Here is a 12,445-nt window from a genome sequence, read left to right as displayed (position 1 = left end):
TTAATTTATGAACAGGGAAACAAATATTATAAGCTTAACTCGAACAATATTATGGAATAATCTTGTGTTTAGGTTCTAAATGTTTTCTTCTTAGTAATAAAAAGATTATACATTTTTTATTTTATCTTCATACCATATTGGTAACTAAAGAAAACCTATTTCAATATTATCACAGTTGAATGTTTTTTTACAATACTTTTTTAAAATGTTTTCATAATTTTTTTATTTTGCTAGTCTCTTATATAATTATTCTCATTTATGATACTAAAATAAAATCATCCAAATTATATGGGCAAAAACTCCTCCAGCTATTCCTCCAATTGTATGGGATAGTATTGCATGGCCTGTCATCTCTTTGGTGTCAAGGGCGTCCATCATGGCAATATGAGTTGAAAGGTATCCACTCCAACACATACAAATTGATGTGAACACTGCAATGTCATTTCCATTTATTACTCCCCTTGATGCCATGTCTGAAACCATACCTATGGCAGCGCCAGAACTTCCAAGAGCAGTTATAGGGATTGCGATTGCTTCGGGAGTGCTAAAACCAAATAGTGGAGTTAAAATAAAACTTAACTTTTCTCCCACAACCGGTAGTAGACCAATACCTTGGTTTGCAGAGCCATTGTACACTCCTGCCTCGCCAACTCCATTAGTTAGCATAATTACAAATGTACAAATAAGTACGACTCCTGGAATAATTGCAACACCCATATCAACTCCAACCTTGCCTCCATCAAGAAGGGCTTGGATAAATCTCGAACCAATGGACCCTTCCCTCACTCTTCTTTGGTTTTTAGGAATTGGCTCAACATTTTTACATATTACATACTCCTCAGTACCATAGAACTTTTTAGTCTTTATCATCATTATCCTAACGGACACAATTGAACCAAAAACCGCACCAAAAAATCCCACTACAGCTCCAGATATTGCATTTGGAACAGAAAGACCCATCATAGTTGTAACTATAATAAGTCCCATTCCAAAAGCAGTGCCAAGATTTGTAAGGGCAGGCATTTGATACTTCTTAAAATATTTTCTAAAGTTGTCATCATAGGCAAGGGTAAGTATGGCAGGGTTATCGGACATAAAGCAGTTTAACATTCCAAGGGAGCTTGCCCCAGGTAAATCATAAACTGGCTTCATAATCACTGAAAGCCCCTTGTTTATAAGAGCAATTACGCCAAATTCAGAAAAAATTGCAGCCATGCCACCAGCCAACACCGACACCGCCATAAGATAGAAACACACATTCATAAGCAAATCAAAACCTGTGTTCATCATAGTCTTAATCATATTGGTGCCACCCATGATTCTACCTATATATATGAATATCCCAAAAAATATTATTATAAATATTGGCGCTTCAAAACCAATTTCATTTTTGTAAATTTTTTTATTTTCCATTTGTCACCTCGGTTGTTTAATTAATCAACTATGCGAAAAGAATTAATCTTCTCTATTTTGTAATTATACCATGGATTGAAAGAGTATAATAAATAAAAAGTCACCGTTTCCAGTGACTTTAAATTATTATTTTACATATTTCGGTCCAATATATCCCGTTCTTCCATTATACTCAATTTTTAGCCATCCCTGTTCAATATGACCTGACACTTCTGCGCCGGCAGGAACGGTTCCTATAACTTCATAGTCATATCCTGGTCCTGATCTAAAGTTTAAGTCTTGAGTAAGTGTTCCACTTATGGTCTCTTCCTCCGTAGCTTCCGTAGCTTCTGTCTCTTCAGTAGCTTCAGTCTCTTCTGCGTCTGCAGTTTCTTCTGATGGAGAAGTTTGTTCAGTGGTAGAGTTTCCAGTTTCTTCGGTTATTGTTTCTGTTTGACCAATCCTATCAAGGTTATCAAGCTTTTTATTTATCCTTCTATTATTTGCAAGTGTCCATGCCGCAAGAATAACCGTTGCTATAACTAAAAGAGATGTTAGAAAAACTAAAAATGGAGTATAGTTAGATTTTTTCTTTTGCTTTTGTGGTCTATTATTTACATATCTATCATTTCTATTTTCCCTATATGAATTTGATCTTTCATATTCTTCTCTTTCATTATATGGATCTTGTCCATTTAAAAAATATTGTTCTTCACGAAATCTTCTATTTATTTCAGCGTAATCAATCTTGTCAGTATTTTCTATGTTTAAATCTTTATTGTCTTTATCGTTGTTCATAAAATCCCCACCTTATCATCTTTATTATACTCTAAATCTAAGATTTAGGAAAATTTATTATGTAGCAACTCATAATAAGGTATCTTACTTTATTATAATAATAAAAAAGACTCTACAATGTAGAGTCTGACGGGCGAATACCTACTCTCCCATGGGCTCTCCCCCATAGTACCATCGGCGCTAGAAGACTTAACTTCTGTGTTCGAGATGGGAACAGGTGTATCCCTTCCGCTATCTTCGCCCATTTTTTGCAACTTTTGAAAAGTAACAATATTCCCGGTCAAGCTTTCGATATATTAGTATCAGTTAGCTTAAAGTATTACTACTCTTACACCTCTGACCTATCTACCAGATTTTCTTCCTGGTTTCTCTCGTATTTCTACAAAGAAATCTCATCTTGAGGTTGACTTCGTGCTTAGATGCCTTCAGCGCTTATTCATTCCAGACGTAGCTACTGAGCTGTGCACCTGGCGGTACAACTCATACACCAGCGGTCTGTCCACTCCGGTCCTCTCGTACTAGGAGCAGCTCCTCTCAAATTTCTTACGCCCACGGTGGATAGGGACCGAACTGTCTCACGACGTTCTGAACCCAGCTCGCGTGCCTCTTTAATGGGCGAACAGCCCAACCCTTGGAACCTTCTCCAGCTCCAGGATGAGACGAGCCGACATCGAGGTGCCAAACCTCCCCGTCGATGTGAACTCTTGGGGGAGATAAGCCTGTTATCCCCGGGGTAGCTTTTATCCGTTGAGCGATGGCCCTTCCACTCGGTACCACCGGATCACTAAGTCCTACTTTCGTATCTGCTCCACTTGTCGGTGTCGCAGTTAAGCTTCCTTTTGCCTTTGCACTCTTTGAATGATTTCCAACCATTCTGAGGAAACCTTTGAACGCCTCCGTTACTCTTTAGGAGGCGACCGCCCCAGTCAAACTGCCCAACTGACAGTGTCCTCACACCTGTTTCAAGGTGCCAAGTTAGAACTTTAGCATTGAAAGGGTGGTATCCCACTTGGGACTCCATTAAGTCTTGTGACCTAACTTCTCAGTCTCCCACCTATTCTGTACATTCAATACCAAAATCCAATGTCAGCTTGCAGTAAAGCTCCACGGGGTCTTTCCGTCCTACCGTGGGTAAGTCGCATCTTCACGACTACTACAATTTCACCGGATCCTTTGTTGAGACAGTGCCCAAATCGTTACACCTTTCGTGCGGGTCGGAACTTACCCGACAAGGAATTTCGCTACCTTAGGACCGTTATAGTTACGGCCGCCGTTTACTGGGGCTTAAGTTCTAACCTTCGCTTGCGCTAAGTCTTCCCCTTAACCTTCCAGCACCGGGCAGGTGTCAGCACCTATACTTCATCTTTCGATTTAGCAGATACTTGTGTTTTTGGTAAACAGTCGCTTGGGCCTATTCTCTGCGACCAAGTTTTGCTTTTTGTGTTTAACATATACAATTCTCGGTACCCCTTCTCCCGAAGTTACGGGGTCATTTTGCCGAATTCCTTAACAAAGGTTCTTCCGCGCGTCTTAGGATTCTCTCCTCGCCTACCTGTGTCGGTTTACGGTACGGGTATCTCTTTGCTGGATAGTGCCTTTTCTTGGCAGTGTGGAATCTGTGACTTCACTACTTGTTTTTCGCTCCTCATCGTATCTCGAAGTTTTGTAGAAGCGGATTTGCCTACTTCTACCTCCTACTTACTTGAACGTGCTCTACCGTTCGCACGCTTCACATATCCTCCTGCGTCAACACTTCTCTCTTAACGCTTGAGATAGTACAGGAATTTCTACCTGTTGTCCATCGCTTACGCCTTTCGGCCTGGGCTTAGGTCCCGACTTACCCTGGGTGGACGAGCCTTCCCCAGGAACCCTTTGGCTTTCGACGGGTGAGATTCTCACTCACCTTCTCGCTACTCATGCCAGCATTCTCTCTTGTGTTTGGTCCAATTCGCCTTGCAGCTTGTCTTCGCTCCTTACACAATGCTCCTCTACCACGCGCTTATGCGCATCCACAGCTTCGGTATTAGATTTTAGCCCCGTTTATTTTCGGCGCATCACCACTTGACCAGTGAGCTATTACGCACTCTTTAAATGTATGGCTGCTTCTAAGCCAACATCCTGGTTGTCCGAGTAGTGTTACATCCTTTTCCACTTAATCTATATTTTGGGACCTTAGCTGGTGGTCTGGGCTCTTTCCCTTTCGACTATGAAGCTTATCCCTCATAGTCTGACTCCTATCGCTAATTTGATGGTATTTGGAGTTTGATAAGTTTCGGTAACATTATATGCCCCTAGACTATTCAGTGCTCTACCCCCTTCAATTACTACGATAAGGCTAGCCCTAAAGCTATTTCGAGGAGAACCAGCTATCTCCAAGTTCGTTTGGCTTTTCACCCCTATCCACATGTCATCCGATAACTTTTAAACGTTACCCGGTTCGAGCCTCCATAGAGTTTTACCTCTACTTCACTCTGCACATGGATAGATCACCTGGTTTCGGGTCTACAACATGCAACTTACGCCCTATTAAGACTCGATTTCTCTACGACTTCAGATCTTAAATCTTTAATCTTGCTGCATATCGTAACTCGCTGGCCCGTTCTACAAAAAGTACGACATCATCAAGCACTCAACTTTGCACACAAATCTTATTCTTTATTTGTTGCTTGGTTTAAGCTATTGGATATTCTTTCTTTTAACCATCTTTTAGCATTTCCTCTTTGCTTTAGTTTCTTTTCTCTTTCCATTGCATCTTTTTTTGACGTATATGCTTCGTAGTAAACTAATTTTGGTTCTCTGTTTTTTGTGGATATCACTTTGTTTTCGTAATGCTGTTTGATTCTATTTTTAAGATTTGTTGAAAATCCTATATAAATTTCTCCATTATTCATGGTTAGTACGTATACGTAAAACATTTTAGCTCCTCCAAATCTTTGCAAAGTTGAGTGCTCGACTTTGTCTGCTTGTAGGCATAAGGTTTCAGGTTCTATTTCACTCCCCTCCCGGGGTTCTTTTCACCTTTCCCTCACGGTACTATTCGCTATCGGTCACTAGGTAGTATTTAGCCTTGGGAGGTGGTCCTCCCGTATTCCCACGGAATTTCTCGTGTTCCGTGGTACTCTTTCTAAGGTGTAGGTGTCTGTTTTTGATTACGAGGCTGTCACTCTCTTTGGCTCGGCTTTCCAGCTGATTCTTCTAACTTCTTCCTATCTTTTCCTTAAGTTGGGCTCTTCCCTCTTCGCTCGCCGCTACTGGGGGAATCGAGTTTTCTTTCTCTTCCTCGGGCTACTTAGATGTTTCAGTTCGCCCGGTTCGCTTCTGTAGCTTAATTGGTTGGGCTACAGATACTTAGAGTTTGTCTAAGTGGGTTTCCCCATTCGGATACCGACGGCTCGCTGGATATTTGCTCCTAACCGTCGCTTTCGTTGCTTGTCACGTCCTTCTTCGCCTCCTAGTGCCAAGGCATTCGCCTTATGCCCTTTGTCGCTTGACCGGAAATATTTTTACTTTTCCATTTTCTTGCTTTTGTCTCTGTATTCTCTTTTCAATGTTCTTTTGAACCTAAGTTAAGTGTAAAAAACTCTATTGTACTCCTTAGAAAGGAGGTGATCCAGCCGCACCTTCCGATACGGCTACCTTGTTACGACTTCACCCCAGTCATTAATCCTACCTTCGACAGCTCCTTCCATTGGTTAGGTCACTGGCTTCGGGTATTACTAACTCCCATGGTGTGACGGGCGGTGTGTACAAGACCCGGGAACGCATTCACCGCGACATTCTGATTCGCGATTACTAGCAACTCCGACTTCATGTAGGCGAGTTGCAGCCTACAATCCGAACTGGGGCAAGCTTTCTGAGATTCGCTTCACATTGCTGCTTCGCTTCCCTCTGTACTTGCCATTGTAGCACGTGTGTAGCCCAGGACATAAAGGGCATGATGATTTGACGTCATCCCCACCTTCCTCCGGTTTGTCACCGGCAGTCTATCTAGAGTCCCCACCCTTAGTGCTGGCAACTAGATATAGGGGTTGCGCTCGTTGCGGGACTTAACCCAACATCTCACGACACGAGCTGACGACAACCATGCACCACCTGTATGGATGTCTCTAAAAGAGAGGAGTATATCTCTATACTTTTCACCCATATGTCAAGCCCTGGTAAGGTTCTTCGCGTTGCATCGAATTAAACCACATGCTCCGCTGCTTGTGCGGGTCCCCGTCAATTCCTTTGAGTTTCAGTGTTGCCACCGTACTCCCCAGGCGGAATGCTTAATGTGTTAACTTCGGCACCGAGATTTGACTCCCGACACCTAGCATTCATCGTTTACAGCGTGGACTACCAGGGTATCTAATCCTGTTTGCTCCCCACGCTTTCGTACCTCAGCGTCAGTTTGTGTCCAGAAAGTCGCCTTCGCTACTGGTATTCCTCCTAATATCTACGCATTTCACCGCTACACTAGGAATTCCACTTTCCTCTCCACTACTCAAGTTTTACAGTTTCAAATGCAACATGAGGTTAAGCCTCAAGTTTTAACATCTGACTTGTTAAACCGCCTACGTACCCTTTACGCCCAATAATTCCGGACAACGCTCGCACCATACGTATTACCGCGGCTGCTGGCACGTATTTAGCCGGTGCTTCCTCCTTGGTTACCGTCATTATCTTCTCCAAGGACAGAGCTTTACGAAACGAATTCCTTCATCGCTCACGCGGCGTCGCTGCATCAGGGTTGCCCCCATTGTGCAATATTCCCCACTGCTGCCTCCCGTAGGAGTTTGGACCGTGTCTCAGTTCCAATGTGACCGTTCACTCTCTCAAGCCGGTTACTGATCGTCGCCTTGGTGGGCTTTTATCTCACCAACTAGCTAATCAGACGCGAGCCCATCTTAGACCGCAATAGCTTTAACTTCTCTTACACTCGTAAGTGGAGTCTCATAGGGTATTAATCACGGTTTCCCGAGGCTATCCCCTTGTCTAAGGCAGGTTGCTCACGCGTTACTCACCCGTTCGCCACTAATCCTCTCAAAAATCTTTCCGAAGATGTCATTTCGAGGTTCATCGTTCGACTTGCATGTGTTAAGCACGCCGCCAGCGTTCGTCCTGAGCCAGGATCAAACTCTCTATTAAATGTTTGATCAGCTCTCGCTGACTTTTATTTTTTTCACCGAAATTGTTTGGTTGTACTTACTCAAAAGTTTTTTACACTTTTCTATTGTTTAGGTTCTTTGCACTCGTCTTAAGTGACAACTATTTAATCATATCACCATTAAAATGTATTGTCAAGCACTTTTTAAAACTTTTTTTGAAGACCTGCTTCTTTTCAAAGAATTTAAAAAGGCACTTCCTTGAGTGCCTAATTATCTTACCAAGTTATTTCACTTCTGTCAAATGTTTTTAACATTTTTCTTGTTTTAATTTTTTTGAAGTTTTCTTTTTCTTGTTCCTACATTATATATGGTTATTTTAATTTAAAGTCAAAGCCCTGTTCTTTAATTACATTTAATATTAATGTTCTTTTTTCTAATGTATTTTCAAATCTCTGTATCAATTGCTCGCTAAATGAATCCAGCGGTTTATCCTTTTGTCTAAGGTCATAGTAGGTTTTCATCTCTTCGTCATAATCTTTTATCTCGTCTAGGTAGTTGTCGAATATTTTATATTCGTCTTCAAAAAATCTTAGGTCCATGTCCATTCTTGGCTTTAACATTGGATCTTGATTTGGATATCCAAAGGCAACTCCTAGTACTGGAAAGGTGTACTCTGGAAGTTTTAAAATATTTATAATCTCTTTGCTGTCATTAAGGATTGACCCTAAAAATACGCCGCCCATGTCCTTTGATTCTATGGCGTTCATTAAATTTTGTGAAGCAAGGGCCGCATCGGTAAAGCCTTGGAAGAATTTTTCCATGTCGTATGCTTGTTCATAGCTCTTTCTCGTTTTCTCTTTTACTATTTCATTATTTCTGTAGCAGTCTACGATAAAAATAAAGAGTTCTGGCGCAATTTCCACATAACTTTGCTTGCAGACTTCTGCTATCTTTTTTCTATTTTCCTTGTCCACCACTCTTATTACTGAATAGGACTGTACTCCAGTGCTAGTGGCTGTCCTTTGTATGACTTCTTTAAAAATATTTAGGTCTTCTTTTGATATCTCTTGGTCTTTAAATTCTCTTATGCTTCTATGTTTAAGTTGATGCTTGATTGTTTTGTTCATTATACTTCTCCCGTCATTATTACTGGTAGGCTAACTTTTTCGTCAAAGTCTTCGCCTTTAAAGTTTCCATATACTTTTACGTTTTTGAAGCCTACTTTTTGCATTATGCTAACCATTTCGTCTTTTAAAAGCGGAAATAGTATTTCGTTATTTTCTATTATTAAATCGTTAACTACTAATGTGGTGTTAAATCTTATATGATCCTTTTCTTTAAAGTAGTTTCTATGAAATGTAAATTCATCGTTTTTTATATCTGGAAGACTTCCTAGGTATCCATTTTCGTCTTCATTTTCCAAAAATTTTTCAAAGTTTATAAATTGTATTACAATTCTTCCGCCTGAATCAATTCTGTCATAGGACTTTTGTAAAAATTTTCTAATTTCATCATATTCTTTTAAGTGTGCTATGGAGTTTCCAATGCAGTATAGTAAGTCGAACTTTTCATCTATTTCATCAAGGTTTAACATATTTAATTTTCTTGCATCTAGGTCTTTTTCTCTTGCCATTTCTACAAATTTTTCGTCTAAATCAATTCCCAAAACTTTTACACCTTTTTCTTGAATCTCCTTCATTACTTCTCCTGTGGCGCAGGCAATGTCTATGGCTGTTTTAGGATTACTCTTCATTAAAAAGTTAATTTTTTCAGCTCCTACGGGAAATATTTGTTCATAGTAATTTGCTATTGAAGTATAAAATTCACTCATGTTCTCACCTCTAATATGTTATACCCAATAAAAAAAGTAGTCTCGGATTTTCCGAAACTACTAATTTATTATTGTAATGATTGTGCCGCAGTTATTAGGGCAATTTTATAAATATCTTCTTCTACACAGCCCCTTGAAAGGTCTGATATTGGTTTGTTTAAACCTTGCAAGATTGGTCCTATGGCTTCATAGTTTCCAAGTCTTTGGGCAATCTTGTAACCGATGTTTCCAGATTGTAGGTCTGGGAATATAAATACATTGGCTTGTCCTGCAACTTCTGAACCTGGCGCCTTCTTCTCTGCAACTACAGGTGAAATAGCTGCATCAAATTGCATTTCTCCGTCCACTACTAAATCTTTGTTTAATTCCTTTGCAAGTTTTGTCGCCTCTGCCATCTTTGTTGCTAAGTCGTGCTTTGCAGAACCCTTTGTGGAGAATGAAAGCATTGCAACTTTAGGATCTAACCCAAATAATTTCGCAGTTTCTGCGGAGCAGTTTGCAACTTCCGCAAGTTGTGAAGCGTCTAATTCGATGTTTATTGCAATGTCTGCAAATACATATAGCTCTTCATTTGGTCCAAGCATAAGCATTGCGCCACTTGTTCTTGAAATGCCCGGTTTTGTCTTTATTATTTGAAGTGCTGGTCTAACTGTGTCCCCAGTTGAGTTTACAGCTCCACTTACAAGTCCTGAAGCCTTTCCTGTATGAACTAGCATGGTTCCAAAGTAGTTTGGAATCTTAAGCATTTCTTCACATTCTTCTTTCGTATTCTTTCCTGCTCTTCTCTCTTCAAGGGATTTAAGTAACAATTCTTTTTCTTCGTAGTTTTCCATGTCAAGTATTTCAAGTTTTGAAATATCAAGGTCATTTTCACTTGCAACTTTTTTAATTTCATCAACATCTCCCAGTAGTATTGGATGGATGATGCCTTCTTCTTGTAGTCTAATTGTTGCATTTAATATTCTTAAATCTTCCCCTTCCGGAAAGACAATCTTTATATTTTTTCCTTCTATTTTATCTTTAACATTTTTAATTATGTCCAATTTATTCTCCTTGTTTTAATGCCATTTCCAAAGACGCCTTCTCTTCTTCCGACAAATCTTCCGAAACCTTTCCCTTTTCTACTACCTTAGAAAAAGTTACGGAGTTATCTCTTCCATAAATACTTGTAATTATAACTCCATTGTCCTTTCCATCTAGAAGCACAAGGGAGAAAGAAAGTCTATTTCTAAGTTCAGGAAAGGCGTCATATCTAACGTAACCAACCTTTTGAACTGTTTTAGTTATAACCGATTCTAAAGCGTCTTGCCTTTGTTTTATCTGCTCTTGGGATATTATAACTTTGTCTAAGTCTTCAGAGTGGGACAACAGTATCTCTTCTAGGTTGAGCTCTCCTCTACCTCTTAATATATTGTCATATCGCCTTTTAAGCCTGTTTATTTTTCTATTCAATTTAAAGATATTTGTAAAAGCTATAAACATAAGAAGCGCTAATAATATGAATAAAAAGAAGCTTCCCGTTTGTACTATCGTCTTAAATGTTTCCACTTTTTACCTCATTAGATATGTTTTTAAGAGCCTCTATGCCCTTATCTATTTCTTCATCGGTATTAAAGTAAGAAAAGCTAAATCTCACAGCGCCCTTTTCCTCTGTTCCAATTGCCTTGTGTGCCAGTGGTGCACAGTGGAAACCTGCTCTTGTTGCTATTCCATAATCTTGGTCAAGCTTATATGCAAGGGCTGAGGAGTCAATTCCCTCTAGATTTAGTGTAACTACAGGTCCCTGTCTTTCGTCTAATGGGCCATACAATTCAATCCCAGGAATATTTTTTACTCCTTCAATAAATTTATCTCTGTGTGCATTTTCATGTTCTCTTATCTTTTCAAGTCCAGTTTCATTAATAAAGTCTATTCCATATCCAAGTCCTACAATGGAAGGTCCGTTTAAAGTACCTCCTTCAAGTCTATCTGGATATATTTTTGGCATGTTTAAATCTTGTGAAAAAGATCCAGTACCACCCTCTTCAACAGTTCTTAAAACCCTATCTGTGTTTATATATAGTCCACCTGTGCCCATAGGTCCAAGAAGTGACTTGTGTCCAGGGAAGCAAAGTATATCTATATTTTGTTTTTTTACATCTATGTCTAGGTATCCTACACATTGGGCCCCATCCACAATGACAAAGATATCTTTTTCTTTAAGAACTTTTATTATTTCATCAAGAGGAGTAATAGTTCCAATTAAGTTTGACATTCCAGTTATTACGCAAAGGTCAGTGTTGTCCCTTATGGCTTTTTTAAAGTCTTCTGGATTAAGCATGCCCTTTTCCTTCGCTTCAACTATTGTAAGCTCTATATGGCCCTCATCTCTTAAATGAACAAGCGGCCTTAGTACAGAGTTATGTTCTAGCGCAGAAGTTATTACATGGCTCTTTTCTTTATAGGCTCCCTTAATAGCAATATTTAGTGCATCTGTACAGTTTTTTGAAAATATTAAGTTTAGAGGATTGTCCCCTCCAAAAAACTCTGCAACTTTTGCTCTGGCGTTAAAGATTTCCCTGTCCATCTTTAAAGACATGGCATGACCACTTCGTCCTGGATTCGCTCCAAAATCCTTCATCGCCTCCATTGTCTTTTCATAAACTATTTCAGGCTTTGGCCAAGAAGTAGCAGCATTGTCAAAATAAATCATTTACTTCATCTCTTTCAATCTATTGTAGCAACTATCCATAAGCTCTTCGTGAAGGGCTTTTAATGTTTCTTGATAGTCTTCTAATTTTTTAACTATTTCGTCTTTGTAATCTCCCGGTTCAATTGATTCTAGGTTTATGATTACATTTAATAACACAGCTTCTCCACTGCCATAAAGAAGTGCAGTTCCAGCACCTTGGTCAGTTATTGCCCAAATATTTCCATATTTTGCAAATGATTTTTGAAGCTTCATACAGTCAATTATTAATTCACAAGTCTTTAGAGGTACTTCAAGAGCTGTCTTATATCCCTCTTGCATTTTTTCGTTTCTAATTTTCTTTTCTTCAGGAGTTTCTTTTGGTAATTTCATAGCTTCAAGAACTGCGTCAAAGGACTTGGCGTCTGCTTCAACCATTAGCTTAAGCTCTTCAATTTTATTTTCCATCTTAACATAGTCTGCTTTAACAAGTTCTTTTATGTCGTCGTCTAGCTTTTCAAAAGATTTCTTACCAAAACTTAGGTTTGCAACCATAAGTGTAAGAGCTGCACCAAGCGCTCCAGTATAAGCTACTACAGAGCCACCTCCTGGCATTTCAGGTCCCTTAACTTTTTCTAGAAAATTAACTAAATCCATATCAATATACAT

At 39.5% G+C, this 12,445-nt stretch carries 8 protein-coding genes and 3 rRNA genes; all 11 read right to left on the bottom strand.

Annotation, left to right across the window (positions count from 1 at the left end; all coding sequences use genetic code 11):
* Window positions 1–264: 264 nt before the first annotated feature.
* The 11 genes from L6651_RS06400 to L6651_RS06350 all read right to left on the bottom strand — a co-directional run bounded on the left by L6651_RS06400 (window position 265) and on the right by L6651_RS06350 (window position 12,445).
* The gene (locus L6651_RS06400; RefSeq protein ID WP_237037135.1) at window positions 265–1,413 is read right to left on the bottom strand and encodes a CD0519/CD1768 family membrane protein; all 1,149 of its coding nucleotides are present in this window, start codon (window positions 1,411–1,413) and stop codon (window positions 265–267) included.
* Between the two features lie 126 nt (window positions 1,414–1,539).
* Window positions 1,540–2,190, bottom strand: coding sequence for an SH3 domain-containing protein (locus L6651_RS06395; RefSeq protein WP_237037134.1), 651 nt, complete (start codon window positions 2,188–2,190; stop codon window positions 1,540–1,542).
* Between the two features lie 128 nt (window positions 2,191–2,318).
* Window positions 2,319–2,435: ribosomal RNA gene (rrf, locus tag L6651_RS06390) — 5S ribosomal RNA — on the bottom strand.
* 31 nt (window positions 2,436–2,466) lie between these two features.
* A 23S ribosomal RNA gene (locus L6651_RS06385) occupies window positions 2,467–5,683 on the bottom strand.
* Between the two features lie 105 nt (window positions 5,684–5,788).
* Window positions 5,789–7,317: ribosomal RNA gene (locus tag L6651_RS06380) — 16S ribosomal RNA — on the bottom strand.
* Together the 16S, 23S and 5S rRNA genes form the textbook arrangement of a ribosomal RNA operon.
* Before the next feature lie 331 nt (window positions 7,318–7,648).
* Window positions 7,649–8,404: a nitroreductase family protein gene (locus L6651_RS06375; RefSeq protein ID WP_237037133.1), complete on the bottom strand. Its 756-nt coding sequence runs from the start codon at window positions 8,402–8,404 to the stop codon at window positions 7,649–7,651.
* The gene (locus L6651_RS06370; protein ID WP_237037132.1) at window positions 8,404–9,108 is read right to left on the bottom strand and encodes a class I SAM-dependent methyltransferase; all 705 of its coding nucleotides are present in this window, start codon (window positions 9,106–9,108) and stop codon (window positions 8,404–8,406) included. Before L6651_RS06370 ends, L6651_RS06375 begins: the two co-directional genes overlap by 1 nt.
* A gap of 68 nt (window positions 9,109–9,176) precedes the next feature.
* Entirely contained in the window at window positions 9,177–10,151 is a 975-nt protein-coding gene (gene pta, locus L6651_RS06365) for a phosphate acetyltransferase (protein WP_237037131.1), read from the bottom strand.
* Between the two features lies 1 nt (window position 10,152).
* The gene (locus L6651_RS06360; RefSeq protein WP_237037130.1) at window positions 10,153–10,656 is read right to left on the bottom strand and encodes a DUF4446 family protein; all 504 of its coding nucleotides are present in this window, start codon (window positions 10,654–10,656) and stop codon (window positions 10,153–10,155) included.
* The gene (locus L6651_RS06355; RefSeq protein WP_237037129.1) at window positions 10,643–11,800 is read right to left on the bottom strand and encodes an aminotransferase class V-fold PLP-dependent enzyme; all 1,158 of its coding nucleotides are present in this window, start codon (window positions 11,798–11,800) and stop codon (window positions 10,643–10,645) included. The genes L6651_RS06360 and L6651_RS06355 overlap by 14 nt, the downstream gene beginning before the upstream one ends.
* Window positions 11,801–12,445 (bottom strand): cyclodeaminase/cyclohydrolase family protein, encoded by a 645-nt coding sequence (locus L6651_RS06350; RefSeq protein ID WP_237037128.1) that lies wholly within the window; start codon window positions 12,443–12,445, stop codon window positions 11,801–11,803.

It is taken from the genome of Mediannikoviicoccus vaginalis (assembly GCF_928097925.1).
Classification (GTDB): domain Bacteria; phylum Bacillota; class Clostridia; order Tissierellales; family Peptoniphilaceae; genus Mediannikoviicoccus; species Mediannikoviicoccus vaginalis.
This window is presented reverse-complemented; position numbering and strand designations above follow the sequence as displayed.